Annotated in this window: 15 protein-coding genes and 1 pseudogene; 15 read left to right on the top strand and 1 reads right to left on the bottom strand. The window is 52.6% G+C overall.

The genetic code is table 11. From position 1 onward, the window contains the following. Positions 1–158: 158 nt before the first annotated feature. From J3348_RS13955 to J3348_RS13890, 15 genes are all read left to right on the top strand, one after another. A complete protein-coding gene (locus J3348_RS13955; protein WP_242703017.1) occupies positions 159–1,898 on the top strand; it encodes a DNA topoisomerase in 1,740 nt (579 codons plus the stop codon). Then, on the top strand, positions 1,898–2,785 hold the full coding sequence (locus tag J3348_RS13950; RefSeq protein WP_207699192.1) for an LPD16 domain-containing protein: 888 nt from the start codon (positions 1,898–1,900) through the stop codon (positions 2,783–2,785). Before J3348_RS13955 ends, J3348_RS13950 begins: the two co-directional genes overlap by 1 nt. Positions 2,786–2,790: 5 nt before the next feature. Further along, entirely contained in the window at positions 2,791–3,309 is a 519-nt protein-coding gene (locus tag J3348_RS13945) for a YodL domain-containing protein (protein WP_223389933.1), read from the top strand. Further along, complete coding sequence (locus tag J3348_RS13940) at positions 3,299–3,502, top strand: transposon-transfer assisting family protein (protein WP_117533916.1); 204 nt, start codon at positions 3,299–3,301, stop codon at positions 3,500–3,502. Before J3348_RS13945 ends, J3348_RS13940 begins: the two co-directional genes overlap by 11 nt. Positions 3,503–3,675: 173 nt before the next feature. Beyond that, the gene (locus J3348_RS13935; protein ID WP_207699191.1) at positions 3,676–4,023 is read left to right on the top strand and encodes a DUF6054 family protein; all 348 of its coding nucleotides are present in this window, start codon (positions 3,676–3,678) and stop codon (positions 4,021–4,023) included. Between the two features lies 1 nt (position 4,024). Continuing rightward, positions 4,025–4,384 carry a DUF2500 domain-containing protein gene (locus J3348_RS13930; RefSeq protein WP_207699190.1) on the top strand — a complete coding sequence of 120 codons (360 nt, stop codon included), beginning with the start codon at positions 4,025–4,027 and terminating at the stop codon, positions 4,382–4,384. Positions 4,385–4,417: 33 nt separating this feature from the next. Next, positions 4,418–5,140, top strand: a complete 723-nt coding sequence (locus J3348_RS13925; RefSeq protein ID WP_207699189.1) for an AAA family ATPase — start codon at positions 4,418–4,420, stop codon at positions 5,138–5,140. A gap of 21 nt (positions 5,141–5,161) precedes the next feature. Further along, on the top strand, positions 5,162–6,097 hold the full coding sequence (locus J3348_RS13920) for a hypothetical protein (RefSeq protein ID WP_207699188.1): 936 nt from the start codon (positions 5,162–5,164) through the stop codon (positions 6,095–6,097). 61 nt (positions 6,098–6,158) lie between these two features. Beyond that, positions 6,159–6,488 carry a hypothetical protein gene (locus tag J3348_RS13915; RefSeq protein WP_207699187.1) on the top strand — a complete coding sequence of 110 codons (330 nt, stop codon included), beginning with the start codon at positions 6,159–6,161 and terminating at the stop codon, positions 6,486–6,488. A gap of 82 nt (positions 6,489–6,570) precedes the next feature. Further along, a complete protein-coding gene (locus tag J3348_RS13910) occupies positions 6,571–6,732 on the top strand; it encodes a hypothetical protein (protein ID WP_015537708.1) in 162 nt (53 codons plus the stop codon). An 851-nt stretch (positions 6,733–7,583) separates the two neighbouring features. Continuing rightward, on the top strand, positions 7,584–7,940 hold the full coding sequence (locus J3348_RS13905) for a TnpV protein (RefSeq protein ID WP_207699186.1): 357 nt from the start codon (positions 7,584–7,586) through the stop codon (positions 7,938–7,940). 710 nt (positions 7,941–8,650) lie between these two features. Next, the gene (locus tag J3348_RS13900; protein ID WP_242703018.1) at positions 8,651–14,404 is read left to right on the top strand and encodes a DEAD/DEAH box helicase family protein; all 5,754 of its coding nucleotides are present in this window, start codon (positions 8,651–8,653) and stop codon (positions 14,402–14,404) included. Then, on the top strand, positions 14,401–14,733 hold the full coding sequence (gene mobC, locus J3348_RS13895) for a plasmid mobilization relaxosome protein MobC (protein ID WP_097785780.1): 333 nt from the start codon (positions 14,401–14,403) through the stop codon (positions 14,731–14,733). Before J3348_RS13900 ends, mobC begins: the two co-directional genes overlap by 4 nt. A gap of 102 nt (positions 14,734–14,835) precedes the next feature. Next, the gene (locus J3348_RS14335; protein WP_097785779.1) at positions 14,836–15,111 is read left to right on the top strand and encodes a hypothetical protein; all 276 of its coding nucleotides are present in this window, start codon (positions 14,836–14,838) and stop codon (positions 15,109–15,111) included. Positions 15,112–15,164: 53 nt separating this feature from the next. Beyond that, complete coding sequence (locus tag J3348_RS13890; RefSeq protein WP_207699194.1) at positions 15,165–16,553, top strand: relaxase/mobilization nuclease domain-containing protein; 1,389 nt, start codon at positions 15,165–15,167, stop codon at positions 16,551–16,553. Positions 16,554–16,665: 112 nt separating this feature from the next. Here the strand turns inward: J3348_RS13890 and J3348_RS13885 are convergent. Further along, positions 16,666–16,897 (bottom strand): annotated as a pseudogene (locus tag J3348_RS13885) (hypothetical protein); the annotation flags it as partial.

The raw sequence follows: 16,897 nt of genomic DNA, 5'->3' as shown, positions 1-16,897 counted from the left end.
ATCCAAAGCGGAAAAGGTCGATGGCGAATACGTCCAGAAAATCCAGATTTTCTACCGCTTTATCGGCCCATTGGATGCCATCGAGTAACAATGTCAGAAAAGTCACCTCCGAGAACTATCCTACAGACGCAGGGCGCGAGGGAGAACTGATCTTCCGCTTGGTCTACCAGCAAGCGGGCTGTAAAAAGCTCGTTTTCCGCCTGTGGCTGTCCAGCATGGAGGAAAACGCCATTCGGGAAGGATTCGCCCATCTCAAACCGTCAACTGAATACGATGCCTTGTATGAGGCGGCTTTATGCCGGGAACGTGCCGACTGGATGGTCGGCATCAATGCGTCCCGGCTTTTTTCATGCCTGTACAACCAGCCTTTGGCGGTGGGGCGTGTTATGACCCCGGTGCTTGCCATGACGGTGGTGCGGGAAGCTGCCATTGCCGCCTTTGTGCCGGAAAAATTCTACACGGTAGATCTGGAACTGACCAGCGGCTGCACGGCATCCAGCCGCCGCATTCCTGAAAAAGCCGTTGCTGAAAAGCTGATGGAAGCCTGCCGAAAGGAGATGGTGACAACGATCCAGCGCATCACTCGCAAGGAAAAGTCCGAAAATCCGCCGCCGCTGTACGACCTAACCACCCTTCAACGAGATGCCAACCGCTTGCTGGGGTACAGCGCACAGCAGACGCTGGACTATGTGCAGAGCCTGTATGAGAAGAAACTTACCACTTATCCCCGAACTGATAGCTGCTATATCACCGACGATGACGAGGAAATGCTGGAAGAACTGACCGAGGCACTGGAGGTTTTTCTCGACATTACCCCGGAAGATGTGGATGAAGCTGTGCCCCGGACACGGCGCACCGTCAACCGGGAAAAAGTCACCGACCACCACGCTATCCTGCCCACTCGCAGTATGCTGCAAGCCGATCTGGACGCATTGCCCAAGGGGGAGCAGAATGTCCTGAAGCTCATCATCGCCCGGACGCTGATGGCGGTGAGCAAGCCCTTCCGGTATCTGGAGACCCTGCTGACCACCGAATGTGCCGGGGAGGAATTTACCGCCAAGGGAAAGGAGATTTTGGAAGAAGGCTGGAAAGCGGTGGAGCGCAAGGTGCTGGCAGACATCCTGAACCGGAAGCAAGAACTCACCGCCCTGCCCAATGCAGCGGAAAACGAGTGCGGCATCCTCAACGCCGAACTGAAAGAGGGGCAAACGTCCCCGCCGAAGCATTTCACCGAGGACCTTCTACTTCATGCGATGGAAACCGCCAGTGCAGACAGTATGCCGGAGGGTGTGGAACGTCAGGGCATCGGCACCCCGGCCACCCGCGCCGCAACTATTGAAAAGCTGGTGCAGAAGGGCTTTCTGGAACGCAAGGGCAACAAGAAAACCAAGGTGCTGCTGCCCACGGATAAGGGAAAAGCCCTTATTACCGTAATGCCCGAAGAAATCCAATCCCCGGAAATGACCGCCGATTGGGAAACAAAGCTGCTGCGAATCGAGCGTGGCGAAATGGAGCCGAGCGAATTTATGACCGAGATCAATACGATGATTACCGAACTGGTAAAGAACACGGAAATGAAAAAAGGAGCGAATGCACTTATGAAAAGCAAGATTATTGGTGTCTGCCCGAATTGCGGTGCAAAGGTTGTGGAGCGTGAAAAGGGCTGGTTCTGCGAGAACCGGGAGTGCCGCTTCGTGCTTTGGAAAGACAATGCGTTCTTCAAGCGTCTGGGCAAGCGGCTGGATTCCCATGTGGCGGACAAGCTGCTGCGGGATGGCCGTGTCCGCCTGAAGGACTGCAAGAGTGCCAAGGGCAAGACCTACAATGCCACCGTGCTGCTGTCCTGTGAAGCCGATGGCCGCAGCAAGTTTTCGCTGGAATTTGAAGGTGGGTGCTGATGGAGCAGATAAAAGAAGCGGTCTACCTTATCAACGATGAACGCTATCTGCATCTCCGGGAAAACGGTGCAGGGGTCGGCTTTGCCACTTATAACAAGGTAACTGGTGAGCCGCTGGAAAGCGGGCAGATCTCGGAAAAGAACCTGCCGCCCGATGGCAGGAACGCCATTTCTGCCGCCCGGAACTGGTATCTGTTTGAACTTTCGGACGATGACCGTAAGGCCATCCAACAGGAAAGCGTAAAGATCCTCGAAAACATCCCGCAGGCGGGCATCGGCAGGCGGCGCATCTGGGAGCCGGAAACGCTGCCGAAGGATATTCGTCTCATCAACAGCCACTATGATGACCTCTATCGCATTCCAGATGGTGGCGTGATTCAGGTGGATTACCCGGATGGGCGCAGTTTTACGGCACGGGTGGAACATCTGGATGATTATCACTTTGACATGGGCGGTCTGGGCAATGTGTTCCACATCTGCCAGTTTGTCGAGGTCATGGAGCGGAACCATGCAGACTTCTACCCCGAAATTCAGACACAGGACGAGCAGGCCGCATGGGAACTGGGTGGCAAAGGTTATCTTGCCATCCAGTCCTGTGAGGATGGATGGGACTACACCATTTACCACAGCGATTTTTCCGTGATGGACGGCGGGCAGTTGGATGCCCCGGAACTGACCATTCAGGAAGCCCGTGAGCAGATTCTGGAAGCACACCACATGGAAAAGGGGCGGCGGCTGTTGCAGGACTACGATGCCGTCATGGATAAGGTTGCGGAAGCCGAGGAACTGGGTGCAGACCATCGCCCTTCCACACTGGAAAAGCTGGCAGAACTGGCAAGTGATACGTCTGCGCCAAAATCCTCTGCACGTTCTGCACCGGAACTGTGAGGTGGATGATGCAGCAAAAATGGAACCAGAATTTTGACGATGAACCCATGACGGACATCCCGCAGAAGTTTCTGAACGCAGGGTGCGATGTTTATATGGTGATGCAGCTGCGGCATGACGAAAAAATCCTCGATGAAAGATTTGCTTCCATGCGGGAACTGCATCGTCGGGGCAAAACGCCAGACCCGGAGCATTACGAGGTCACCTACTATGCTGATCTGCCCGCCATGTGGCAGGATGTGCCGAACAACGAGGTTTTGGAAGAACTATTTCAGATGTTCAACCTCTCCCGTCCGCAGGATTTTGAGGGGCACAGCCTGTCGGTCAGCGATGTGATCGCACTTAAACGCAATGGCGAGGTGTCTGTGCATTATGTGGACAGCATCGGCTTCAAAGAACTGCCGGGGTTTCTGGATACAAAGCCGGAACGTCCTTCGGTGCTGATGAATCTCAAGGAAAAATGCGATGCCCCGGAGTGCAATCCTGCCGCCTGCCGGAAAGTGAGGGATGCCCATGAACTTTGACCATGAGGAACTCATGCTGATGATGCTCTACAACACCGGCACCCGGCTGGGGCTTATCCACGAACTGCGGCTGATGCAGTGCTACCTGATGCCGGATGAAACCGCCCTGCGGGAACTGTCCGAGGGTGTTATCGAAAAGCTGAAACTGCTGACCGATGCGGAATTTGCCGAACTGGAATTTCCACTGGATTGACTTTTGCCGCCTGCGGGCGGCGTACATAAAGTATTTTGTTCTTCCAAAAGATATGCTATAATCAAATCAGACAAAATTCCTTTCTTCAAGCGATTTCTCCGCAATTTTCCTGTGGCTCTGCTCGTATCAAAAATAAGGGACCGATTTTTAATTGTCAGAACGGAGGAACCATTATGGCAATCTTTGAAAAGACCATCCGAAACAAAAATTTTGACAAGCTGCTTCGGAAGCTGGAAAATGAAATCCCGGACAGCAGTTGGTCGGCAGATTTAGAGGCAGGCAGTGATTTCAAAGAGGGCGATGCACGGTGCAGTGTCCGTGTGTTTGAACGGTACAGCATGATGGGCGGCAACCGCCTGAGTCTGACACTGACCATGTTCCAGAATGCGGACAGTCCGATTCGGCTGTCTGCCATCACCGCCGGCGGCAGTCAGGCGGTGTTCTTCAAGGTGAACACCCTCGGAGAAGAATCTTTTTTGGACGATGTAAAGGACCTGCTGAAAGAAATTTTGGAGGAGTGAAATGTTTTACGCTGGATTTGATATGCTGTTCAGCATTCTGTTTCCCATCCTGTTCCTTGTGGTTTTGGGTATGATCCTATACACCATCATCGGAAATATCAGCACATGGAATAAAAACAACCATTCGCCGCGGCTGACTGTTCCGGCAACGGTTGTGGCAAAGCGAACGGAAGTTTCTCGCCACCATACAGACGATACGATGGCGCATACGTTCACGACCTATTATGTGACCTTTCAGGTAGAGAGCGGCGACCGCATGGAGCTTACCGTAAGTGGTTCGGACTACGGAATGCTTGTGGAGGGCGACATTGGAAAGCTGAGTTTTCAGGGCACCCGTTATCTTGGATTCGAGCGGAACTAAGTGTTTCTTACATTATATAGTATGGAGTGCTGCATGAACGATCTGTTTATCCAAGGGCTGACCATCGACTGGAACAGAGTTCGCCCATACAATTATGTTCGTCAAATTCCTGCCATCAGCGGAATCGACACTTTTACATTCCATAAGCCCATTACGTTCTTTGCTGGCGAAAACGGAAGCGGAAAATCCACGCTTCTGGAAGCAATCGCTGTTGCTTACGGCTTCAACGCGGAGGGTGGAACGAAGAACTATTCATTTTCTACATACAACTCCCATTCGGAACTATGTGAGGCTATGACGATTTCCAAAGGGTATCGCAGACCAAAGTTCGGGTATTTTCTCCGGGCAGAGAGCTTCTACAATGTAGCCACCAAGGAAATTGACTATTCCGATGACAATCACCCCTCCAAAGGCTATCACCAAAAATCACACGGTGAAAGTTTCCTCGCCATTGCGCAGGACTACATGGGTGCAGATGGGGTCTATATTTTTGACGAGCCGGAAGCTGCTCTATCCCCGCAGAGGCAGCTCACGTTACTGATCAACATTTATCGGTGTGCCCAAGAAGGGGCGCAATTCATTATAGTATCACATTCACCCATTCTCCTCGGAATGCCTGATGCTGAAATTTTTAGCTTCGACAATGGCGCGATTCATCCTTGTCAGTATGAAGATACGGACAGCTACGTTATCACCAAAACATTTGTAAATAATCGGCAGCATTTTTTGAACCAGCTTCTGAATGAAGAAACGTAATGCCGGGAAAGGACATTCCATATGAATGATTCTACGTTGAAAGAACTTTGGCAGCAGGTCGCTGAAAAGAAAAGCTGCGAAGCAAAACAGAAAGAGCTGACCGCCCAGAGAGATACGCTTGCTGATCGTCTGAAAAAGCTGGAAAAATCCAAGCTGGCGGAACAGGCTGACGTGGACCGTCTGGAGGGACACAGCCTTGCCACATTTTTCTATCAGGTCATCGGAAAGATGGATGAGAAGCTGGACAAGGAACGGCAAGAAGCCTATGCAGCCCGTGTCAAGTACGATGTGGCTCTCCATGACCTTTCTTCCGTTGATGCCGACTTGGAGCAGATTCAAAATAGATTGGCACGGCTGTCCGATTGCGAAAGGCAGTATCAAGCTGCTCTTTCCGAAAAAATCAAAAGCATCAAAGCATCTGCCCACCCTGCCGCACAGCTGGTTGCGGAAAGTGAAAGCCGTATTGCCGCACTGAAAGTCCAAAAACGGGAGCTGCTGGAGGCCATCAACGCAGGAAAGACCGCCCTGCATACGGTCAATGAAGTTCTGGAAACCCTCGACAATGCCGAGGGCTGGAGTACATGGGACGTAATGGGCGGCGGTTTGATGGCTGATCTTGCCAAGTATGAGGAACTGGACGATGCGCAGGAACAAATCGAACAGCTTCAAGTGGAACTGCGGCGGTTCAAAACTGAACTTTCCGATGTTGAAATCGCCGCCGACCTTCAGGTTACGGTGGACAGCTTTCTAAAATTTGCGGATTTCTTCTTTGACGGGCTCTTTGCAGACTGGGCAGTTCTGGATCACATCAATCAGGCACAGAGCAGAGTAGAGAATACCAAAGGTCAAATCAAGCGAGTCCTTGCACTTCTAAAAAAGATGCGCGAAGATGTTGATGTCCAAATCGCTGATGAAAAAGAAAAACAGGAGCAGCTTGCGGTGGAAACTGAGCTGTAAGTTTGAAGAGTCCGCTTATGTGATATGATTCGATAAAACCGAATTTGCAGGAGGTGTTTCGATGAAAACAAGAAGGTTTGCTTTATGTCTGGCAACGGTTTTTCTGGTGGCGATTTATATCAATATTCAGAGAAGCCATACTTTCACCCTTTCAAACGATGAAGGCACCATAAAGACAGAACAAATACAGCCACTTTGGGGAACTGTAAAAGTGAGCGGTGATTGTGATACTGAGGTGGTCTTTACCGATGTAGAGACTGGAGAAAAATATAGAATCGGATATATTACATATGGCGTAACGGAAAGAATCAAACTCGAAAGAGGCAAATGGTATAAGGTGGCGGGCGGAGGCAACCTTACACTGAATCCGGTAAACATTCGAGTCGAATAAATGTAAGTTCCTTGCGGGCAGCTATGAAAGCTGAAGCTGAGAAGAGAGTTTTGAATATTCACATATGAAGGAGTACAGTTCTATGAGTTACGGTTGGGCAACTGTTTTCACTTTAGCGGCATGGTTTGCAGGACTTGTGATTGATGCAAATGTGCGGGTCGGCGACCTCGGTTTACGAACAGTGCTTCCTGTCATCGTGATGGGGTGCTGCGTTATGAAGTACATAAAGGACAATAGCAAATAATCTTATCTCAATACACTTTCCAGCGGGCAGCTCCAAAACGGTTGCCCGCTATTTTTATGCTCAAAAACGGAAGGAGGCCAAAATGCCAAGCAAAACCGAAGAATATCTCGCCCTTGCCCAGCGCACAGCCAACGGCTTGACCCGGTACTGGGAAAGCTGGACGGACTACCTGACCACCGCATCCCGACTGTACAAGTATCCCTTTGCGGACCAGTTGATGATTTACGCCCAGCGCCCGGATGCCACCGCCTGCGCCGACTTTGACATCTGGAACAACCGGATGAACCGTTATGTGCGCCGGGGTGCCAAGGGCATCGCCCTGCTGGACGAATCCAGCGGATTCCCCCGGCTGCACTACGTCTTTGACGTAAGCGACACCGGGGTGCGCCGCAATTCCCGTGACCCGGAGGTGTGGCAGCTCGGTCCCGATTTGGTGCAGCCGGTTTCGGAAATGTTGAGCAAGACCTACGGCATCAGCGGAGAGCGTGTCAGCCAGCAGCTTGCGGATGTTGCGGGGAAACTGGTGGCGGATTACTGGGACAACAACGGCGGGGACATTCGTGCCATCGTTGACGGTTCGCTCTTGATGGATTATGATGAAGCCGGGGTGGAGATGCAGTTCAAGTCTGCCGCCGCCATCAGCGTCACCTACACGCTGCTGGAACGCTGCGGCATTGAGCCTGCCGGGTGGTTCGACAAGGACGATTTTCAGGCAATCTACAATTTCTCAACCCCGGATAGTGTCTACGCCCTCGGCGCAGCAGTCAGCGACATGAGCCGGGAGGTGCTGCGTAACATCGAGCGCACCGTAAAAACAACCATTCGCCGCCGCAATGCAGAAAGGAGCCAATATGAATACGAACAGCAGGAACGTGACTTACTCGACCGTCGGGGACTACCAGCTCCCGAACCTAACCCTGAACCAGCCCCGGAAGCCGCTGGGCAAGTACGGCAGGCTGCGCCGGACGTACCTGATGAACCATCGCCCGGTACTGTACAACACGATGCTCCTGAACGGGAGCCTGTACCCGCACCTGATGGAGGTGGAGCAGACGGCAGAGAGCCAGATGCAGCAGACCATGCAGGGACTGCTGAAGCAGAACCCGGCCCCGGACAAGGAGCAGAATCAGATGGCATGGGTGCAGCAGATGAACAGCCTGCGGGCACAGGCAGAGGAACTGGTGCTGATGGAATTGATTTACAGTTAAGTTTCTTTGATGCCCACATTCCCACCGAAGTCCAGCAAATTGAAAAAATCGACCAAGCGGAGAGCGAAAAAACGCCCTCCGCTTTTTCGTTATCTCAAGCGGAAATTGAGAACGAACTGCGCAAGCACGGTTCAGGATTTATGGGCGGTAAACAGCGCATTATGGCAATGTACCAGACCCAGCCTGACCGCAGCCTCCGTGCCAAGACTCTGGCAAAGGAGTACGGTATCGGTGGGCACTCCCACGATTTTTTGGACGGAAGCCGGGGCTTTGTGAACCACGATGGGAGAGGAATGGAATTTGACCATTACCCCGAACACAAGAAATTCACGTTAAGCTGGACGCAGGTGGAAAAGTATATCGACCTGATGATCCAGTCCGACCGTTATCTGACGGACAAAGAAAAGGAGCATTACACGCCCCCTGTGCCCATCACCGTAGAGCCAGATGCTACCTTGACCCATGCCAAAAACCTGATCCGGGATTTCTGTCTGGAGGAATATGATTCTGAACCGGACTTTTCTGACCTGTCCAAGATCGGCATTGCCTACACCCACGCCACCGATGAGGATATTCCTATTCAAGTTAATGTGGATTTGGTGGGATACCGGGTGGAACGGTATCTGGGTGAAGTGCTGATCGACGAGCGGCAGTACGAAAGTCTGGAAGATCTGACCGAAACTGAACTGGAAGCTCTGGATTTTTCGGAATTGGTCAGTGTCACGGATGAAGAACTGGAGCACTACCACAGCAAGGCGGAGGAACGCCCGGCATTGCTGCCGCTGGATGCCGCCACCGAGTACAATGCCCTGAAGGAGCAGCACCCGGATGCGCTGGTGGGCTTTGAGCAGAACGGACAGTTTGAGTTTTACGCAGATGACGCGCAAAAAGTCAGTGAACTTCTGGGCGGCAAACTTCTGGAAAGAGAAACAGCACTGGGCACCGTCCCGGTCATCGGCTTTCCCCGCGACCAGTGGGCGCACCGTGCCAAGCAGCTGTGGCAGTGCGGCGAGAACGTCTATCTTGCCGGGCTGAACGAGGATGGCACCCACCACCAAACCAAGTATCTTCGCCGAGAGGACTATCTGCCGCTGGGCACTACCATCCACATGGAGGGGCGCGCTTTCCGGGTGGATAACGTCAACTTCGATAAGGACAGCGTGACCATGCAGGATGTGGCACTGGCAGAAATGCGGATGCCTATTTTCAGGGAGGAACCGCTGGCAGTTGTCCGGGAGTTGTACGAGGAGCAGGATATGATGGGACACCCCCTGCCCGATTACAAGGTCGGTGACAATGCTATCATTGACCTTCCTACCCGAACCATCGAGGGGAAAATTGGCTATGTCGGTGAAACGGATGTTCGCATCGACACCAGTGCGCACGGACAGTCATGGGATAACGAAGTTATCAATAAGAAACAATTCGAGGAGGGCTTGCGGCAGAACGAACCAAATTCTACCCGGCCAGTTCGTACTGAAAAAACGGTTGCCGTATACCCCGCCAAGGAAAACAATCTGCCGTTTGACATTGTAATTCAGACGATAAGCACAGAATCGCCCACAGTTGAAGCGGAACGCCCCACACTTGAACCTGCCGGAAACTTCCACATCACGGATGATGATTTGGGTGTCGGAGGCCCCAAACAGAAATTCGCCCGGAACATCGAAGCCATCCGTACCCTGTTCAAGCTGGAACAGGAACACCGGGGTGCCACCGCCGAGGAGCAACAGGTGCTTTCGCAATATGTGGGCTGGGGCGGTTTGGCAGATGCCTTTGACCCCGGCAAAGATAGTTGGGCAAAGGAATATGCAGCGTTGAAAGGGCTGCTCTCCGAGGATGAGTACGCTGCTGCCCGTTCCAGCACCCTGAACGCCCACTATACCAGCCCTACCGTCATCCGTAGTATCTACGATGCCGTGGAGCGCATGGGTTTCCACAGCGGTAACATTCTGGAACCTAGTATGGGCGTGGGCAACTTCTTTGGAATGCTGCCGGACAGCATGGCAGACAGCCGCTTATACGGCGTGGAGCTGGACAGCATCACCGGGCGTATTGCGAAAAAACTGTATCCGCAGGCTGACATTACCGTGGCGGGCTTTGAGACCACCGACCGTCGTGATTTCTACGATTTGGCGGTGGGTAACGTGCCATTTGGTCAGTACAAGGTCAACGACAAGGCGTACAACAAACTTGGTTTTAGCATCCACAATTATTTCTTTGCGAAAGCCATCGACCAAGTGCGACCGGGCGGCATTATTGCCTTTGTTACCAGCCGCTACACCATGGACAGCAAGGACAGCACCGCCCGCAAGCACATGGCAGAACGTGCCGATCTGCTGGGTGCCATCCGTCTGCCGAACAATGCGTTCCGTGCCAATGCTGGCACAGATGTTGTCAGCGACATTATCTTTTTGCAAAAGCGTGACCGCCCCATCGACCATGAGCCGGACTGGGTGCAGCTCGGCAAGACCGAGGACGGCTTTGCCATCAACCAGTATTTCGTGGACCACCCGGAGATGATTCTGGGCGTACTCTCCACCGAAAGCACCCAGTATGGACGAGAGGAATTGACCGTTGCTCCCATCGAGGGTGCAAACCTTGCAGACCAGCTTGCTGAGGCGGTACAGCATATTGAGGGTCAGTACACCGAAGTTGAGGTAGAAACACCAGATATTGCGGATGCCGAAAATGAGAAGCATATTCTCCCGGCTGACCCGGATGTGAAAAACTTCTCCTACACGGTGGTGGACGGTGAGGTGTTCTACCGGGAAAACTCCGTGATGACGCAGGTGGAACTTTCCGACACTGCCAAGGGGCGTGTCACCGGCATGGTGGAGCTGCGGCAGATCGTCAATGACCTGATTGACCAGCAGTTGAACGACTACCCGGACGAGGACATCAAGGCAACGCAGGAGCGTTTGAACGCCGCCTACGATGCCTTTACCGCCAAATATGGCTTGCTGAACGACCGCAGAAATGGGCGGCTGTTTGAGCAGGATTCCTCCTACTATCTGCTGTGTTCGCTGGAAAATCTGGACGAGCAGGGGCAGCTCAAGAGCAAGGCTGCAATGTTCACCAAGCGCACTATCCGCCCGGAGCGTACCGTTACCAGCGTGGATACCCCCAGCGAAGCGTTGGCGGTATCTATTGGTGAGCATGGCAAAGTGGATTTGCGCTATATGGCAGAACTGCTGGGCACTCCCGGTGAGTTTGGGCGCATTACCACCGAACTTTCCGGTGTGATCTTCAAGGACCCTGCCGCCGACCCCACTGACCCGGAAGCCGGCTGGCAGATGGCAGACGAGTACCTGTCTGGCGATGTCCGGGCAAAGCTGCGGATGGCACAGTTCGCCGCTGAGACGAACCCGGAATTTACCGTCAACGTGGATGCACTGACCAAAGCGCAGCCCAGAGAACTGGAAGCATCTGAAATTGATATACGGCTGGGTGCTACTTGGCTGGACCCGGACATTATCCAGAAGTTTATGACCGAGACGTTCCAGATTCCCTACTATCTGCGCCATGCAGTCAAGGTGAGATATTCTCCTTATACCGCAGAGTGGCGCGTGGAGGGCAAAACTGCCACCGGCAGAGGGGATATTATCTCCTCCGAAACCTACGGCACCAGCCGTGCCAATGCCTACAAGATCTTGGAGGAGACCCTGAATCTGAAAGATGTCCGCATCTACGACACCATTGAGGATGCCGAGGGCAAGCCGAAACGTGTGTTGAACAAGCGGGAGACCATGCTGGCTCAGCAGAAACAGCAGGTCATCAAGGACGCTTTTGCCAACTGGGTCTGGCAAGACCCCCAGCGGCGCATTGCGCTGGTGAAGCAGTACAACGAGCTGTTCAACTCTACCCGTCCCCGTGAGTATGACGGAAGTCACATCAAATTCGTGGGCATGAACCCGGAGATCACCCTCCGGGAGCACCAGCGCAACGCCATTGCTCATGTGCTTTATGGCGGTAATACGTTGCTTGCACACGAAGTGGGCGCGGGCAAGACCTACGAAATGGCGGCATCCGCTATGGAAGCGAAACGGCTGGGGCTGTGCCAGAAATCCTTGTTCGTAGTGCCCAACCATCTGACGGAACAATGGGCATCGGATTTTCTGAACCTCTACCCCAACGCCAAACTTTTGGTGGCACGGCGCAAGGATTTTGAGACCGCAAACCGCAAAAAATTCTGCGCCCGCATCGCCACCGGCGACTACGATGCTGTCATCATTGGGCACAGCCAGTTTGAGCGCATTCCTCTGTCCTTTGAGCGGCAGGAGCGTATTATTCAGGAGCAAATTTATGAAACGCTTGCCGCCATCAATGAGCTGAAAGTCCACGCAGGCGAGAATTTCTCCATCAAGCAGATGGAAAAGACCCGGAAAACGCTGGAAACCAAGCTGGAAAAACTGCGCTCCGATGAGCGTAAGGACGATGTAATCACCTTTGAGCAACTGGGCGTTGACAGGCTCTTTGTGGACGAGAGCCATTTCTACAAGAACCTCTTTTTGACCACAAAAATGCGGAATGTCGCTGGATTATCCACCAGCGAAGCCCAGAAATCCAGCGATATGTTCGGCAAGTGCCGCTATCTGGACGAGATCACCGGCGGGCGTGGCGTGGTATTCGCTACCGGCACCCCGGTGAGCAACTCCATGACCGAGTTGTACACGGTCATGCGGTACCTCCAGTACAGCACCTTGCAGCAGAAAAAGCTGACGCACTTCGACTGCTGGGCATCCACCTTTGGTGAGACGACCACGGCCATTGAACTTGCCCCGGAGGGTACCGGCTACCGTGCCCGCACCCGGTTCGCCAAGTTTTTCAACCTCCCTGAGTTGATGTCCATGTTCAAGGAGGTTGCGGACATTAAAACTAGCGACCAGCTTCATCTGCCGGTGCCGGTCGCAAAGTTTGAAACCGTGGTGGCAAAGCCGTCCGAAATTCAAAAGGAAATGGTGCAGGAACTGAGCAAACGTGCTGCAGAAATCCACTCCGGTGCAGTGGATGCCTCCGTGGACAATATGCTCTGCGTCACAAACGATGGGCGCAAAATCGGCTTGGACGTTCGCTTGATGAACCCCATGCTGCCAGATGATCCCAACAGCAAATTGAACGTATGCGTTCAAAATGTGTTGAAAATCTGGGAGGAGGGTAAAGAACAGAAGTTGACCCAACTTTTGTTCTGCGACCTCTCGACACCGAAAAACGATGGCAATTTCAACGTCTACGATGACATTCGCAAAAAGCTGATCGCCGCCGGTGTGCCGGAAAACGAGATCGAATTTATCCACAATGCTGACACCGAAGCAAAAAAGGCGGCGCTGTTCTCCAAAGTGCGCTCCGGCGATGTGCGAGTTTTGCTCGGAAGTACGGCAAAAATGGGAGCGGGCACCAACGTGCAATCCCGGCTTGTGGCGGTGCATCACTTGGACGTTGGCTGGAAGCCCAGCGACATGACCCAGCGCAATGGTCGCATCATCCGGCAGGGCAATATGAATAAGGAAGTCAAGGTGTTCAATTACGTTACGGAAGGGACATTTGACAGTTATTTGTTCCAAACTTTGGAAAATAAACAGCGGTTTATCAGCCAAATCATGACTTCAAAATCCCCGGTGCGCTCCTGCGAGGATGTGGATGAGCAGGCGCTATCTTACGCCGAAATCAAGGCACTGTGTGCCGGAAATCCGCTCATCAAGGAGAAGATGGATTTGGATGTTCAGGTCGCAAAACTCAAGGTTCTGAAAGCCGACCACCAGAGCCAGAAATTCCGCTTGCAAGACAAGCTGCTGACAAAATTCCCGGCTGACATTCAGGAAACGAACGCCCACATCGCCGGGCTGAAAGCGGACGCGCAGCTTGCCGCCGCCCACCCGCAGGGCAAGGAGGAGTTCTGCGGTATGACCATCAGGGGCGTGACCTACGACGAGAAAAAGACCGCCGGCGAACGTCTGGTGCTCGCCTGTTCCGAACTGCCCAACGCCGAAGAAAAAGTGATCGGCAGCTACCGGGGCTTTGAGCTGTCCCTGCGGTTCGACACCTTCCGCACGGAGTATCAGGCACTTTTGAAGGGGCAGCGAAAGTACACGGTGCCTTTGGGCACCGACCCACTGGGCAACATCATCCGTCTGGATAACTCCCTGAACAACTTCCCGGAACGCATCACCGCCGCAGAAAACGAACTGGATACCCTGCATCAGCAGCAGGCGGCGGCGCAAATTGAGGTGGAAAAGCCCTTCCCGCAGGAGGAAGAACTGGCTGAAAAATCAGCACGGCTTGCAGAGCTGAACGCTCAGTTGGATGTGGACGAAAAGAGCCACGAGCCGGAACAGGACGAGGAAGAACAGGAGGACGAGCCTCGCCGCCCCTCGGTGCTGGCGGCTCTGGAAGAAAAATCCGACAAGCCGGAGCCGGTGAAGCCCTTCCGCAGTTATTACGACAAGGATGGTGATGCCCGGTGAGGGAAAAACGGGATGAAACCATCATCCTGCGCTTGAGCAAAACAGAAAAGAACCGTATCTATGAAAAAATGCTCAGCATGGGCATCCGAAGCCTGAGTGCCTATATCCGCAAGATGGCACTGGACGGCTATTGCCTGCACCTTGACTTGAAAGACCTGCAACGCATGGCATATCTCTTGCAGATGTGCAGCAACAACCTGAATCAGTACGCCAAAGCCGCCAATGAAAATGGTCGGGTCTATGCCGCCGACATGGAGGACCTGCAGCAGCGGCTGGATGAACTGATTGAGATTGGTCGGCAGATTCTTTCCCGGCTGGCTGATCTCTAAATTTCTCCCCGCAGTTGGAGGGCTGCGGGGGTACATAGGCGGCAACACCATTGACAGGCTCATGCTCTATCCATATACTGAAAGCAGAAAGGCGGTGTCAATATGAAATTCGTAGCAAGAGTTCTCCTGTTTCCTGTGGTTCTCCTGAGTGCATTTCTGGTACTGATGCTGAAATGGACGCTGAACCTGTCGGCGTTTGTGCTGGCACTGCCCATGCTGTATATTTTCGGCTGCGGCCTTTATACACTGTACTGCCAGGAGTGGATGCAGTTTTTGATCTTGCTGGTGGCGGAGTTTGGCTGCTTCCTGCTCCTCACCGCCGGAACGGTCATTGTAGAAGCCGTGGAATGGTTCAGCGGCTGGATTGCAGAATTATAAAATTTTTATGCCGCCACTGTGCGGCATTTTCTTTTTGCCGGGAGGTGGTCAAACTGGCTGCAACAAGATTGATTGCACTGCACAAAAACAAGGGGAAATCCGTTGCGGCCTGCCTGAAAAGCCGCACGGATTACGCCCAGAACCCGGACAAGACACAGCAGGGCGAACTGGTCAGCAGTTACGAATGCAGTCCTTTGACGGTGGATGAAGAATTTATGCTGTCCAAACGGCAGTATGAACTTGTCACTGGGCGCAGACAAAAAAGTGACGTGATTGCCTATCAGATCCGGCAGTCGTTCAAACCCGGCGAGATCACCGCCGAAGAAGCCAACAAGGTGGGTTATGAGCTGGCAATGCGTTTCACCAAAGGCAAGTATGCGTTTATCGTTGCAACCCACACGGACCGGGAACACATTCATAATCACATTATCTACAACTCCACTGCGTTGGACAGCATCCGGAAATTCCGGGATTTTTTATTGTCCGGGCTGGCTGTGCAACGGTTGAGCGATCTGATCTGCTTAGAGCATCAGCTTTCCGTCATTGAGATAAAGCCCTATCGGGAGCGGCAGAAGCGCACACTCTACCCGCCCAAAGAAAGCAATCGTGACCGTCTATGTGGCGTGATTGACACTGTTCTGGCGGAAAAGCCCAAAGACTACGAAGATTTTCTGCAAGGACTGGAGCAGCAGGGTTATGAGGTCAAGCGTGGAAAATACACCTCCGTCAAAGGCGCACGGCAGAAGCGATTCATCCGGTTCCGCACTTTGGGCGCAGGATATAGTGAAGAAGAACTGAAAGCTGTTATCTCTGGGGAAGCCGAACACCATCCCCGGCAGAAGCAGAAGCGCATCGTACCGGAACAAAAGTTTCAGATGCTGGTGGACATTCAGGCAAAGCTGACCGAGGGAAAGAGCATGGGGTATGCTCGCTGGGCAAAGCGATATAATCTGAAAGAAATGTCCAAGACGCTGATTTTCTTACAGGAGCATAAAATCGGCAGCATTAAAGAAATGCAGGAACGTGTGGATGCAGCAACTGCTCGCTATCACGAGTTGGGCGATTCCATTAAAGCTGCAGAAGCGCGCATGACCGAGATTGCCGTTCTGCGGACGCACATCGTTAATTACGCCCGGACACGTCCGGTTTATGATGCCTACCGCAAAGCCGGGTACAGTAAGAGATTTCTGGAAGCCCACCGGGAAGAAATCACGCTGCATAAGGCTGCAAAAGCTGCTTTTGATGAAGCTGGATTGAAAAAGCTGCCAAAGACTAAGGACTTGAGCATCGAATACGCTGAACTTCTGAAAAAGAAGAAAGAAGCATACCCAGACTACCGGAAGGCACAAGATGAGATGCAGGAGTTGATGAAAGCTCAGAAAAATGTAGAGATGTTTTTTGCAGAGGAAAAAGACACAGCCGAAAAAGAGCCAACACGATAAACGAAATCCGCCGAGGATTCTTCCCGTTTTTTTCGGGAGGATTCCTCGGCGGATTTTTGCTTTTGAAAACTGATTTCTAAGAATGTGAATTCAAAATACCAAAATTATTCAGTCAAGCCAAAAAGGTAAACCACACAAATGCAGCAGTTGCACATATCATCAGAACCAGTAGTATCGTACTTGCAAGTTTCTTCTCAATGGAAACTTTCTGATTTTTGCATAGGACAATCTGCTGAAGATTGTGAAATTCGGCTTCGCTGACATTTCCATTTAATGCTTTCCATGCAGTGCAGCGATCTGTAACCAGCAAAAAATCGGACAGCATTTCCATAAAGATGACAGCG

This window comes from Faecalibacterium sp. Marseille-Q4896 (assembly GCF_017377615.1).
Taxonomy (GTDB): domain Bacteria; phylum Bacillota; class Clostridia; order Oscillospirales; family Ruminococcaceae; genus Faecalibacterium; species Faecalibacterium taiwanense.
This window is presented reverse-complemented; position numbering and strand designations above follow the sequence as displayed.

Excerpts from the sequence above, each read along its gene's own strand:
- J3348_RS13950 (WP_207699192.1), top strand. The coding sequence starts at position 1,898 with ATGGAGCAGATAAAAGAAGCGGTCTACCTTATCAACGATGAACGCTAT.
- J3348_RS13945 (WP_223389933.1), top strand. The coding sequence starts at position 2,791 with ATGATGCAGCAAAAATGGAACCAGAATTTTGACGATGAACCCATGACG.
- J3348_RS13940 (WP_117533916.1), top strand. The coding sequence starts at position 3,299 with ATGAACTTTGACCATGAGGAACTCATGCTGATGATGCTCTACAACACC.
- J3348_RS13935 (WP_207699191.1), top strand. The coding sequence starts at position 3,676 with ATGGCAATCTTTGAAAAGACCATCCGAAACAAAAATTTTGACAAGCTG.
- J3348_RS13930 (WP_207699190.1), top strand. The coding sequence starts at position 4,025 with ATGTTTTACGCTGGATTTGATATGCTGTTCAGCATTCTGTTTCCCATC.
- J3348_RS13925 (WP_207699189.1), top strand. The coding sequence starts at position 4,418 with ATGAACGATCTGTTTATCCAAGGGCTGACCATCGACTGGAACAGAGTT.
- J3348_RS13920 (WP_207699188.1), top strand. The coding sequence starts at position 5,162 with ATGAATGATTCTACGTTGAAAGAACTTTGGCAGCAGGTCGCTGAAAAG.
- J3348_RS13915 (WP_207699187.1), top strand. The coding sequence starts at position 6,159 with ATGAAAACAAGAAGGTTTGCTTTATGTCTGGCAACGGTTTTTCTGGTG.
- J3348_RS13910 (WP_015537708.1), top strand. The coding sequence starts at position 6,571 with ATGAGTTACGGTTGGGCAACTGTTTTCACTTTAGCGGCATGGTTTGCA.
- J3348_RS13905 (WP_207699186.1), top strand. The coding sequence starts at position 7,584 with ATGAATACGAACAGCAGGAACGTGACTTACTCGACCGTCGGGGACTAC.
- J3348_RS14335 (WP_097785779.1), top strand. The coding sequence starts at position 14,836 with ATGAAATTCGTAGCAAGAGTTCTCCTGTTTCCTGTGGTTCTCCTGAGT.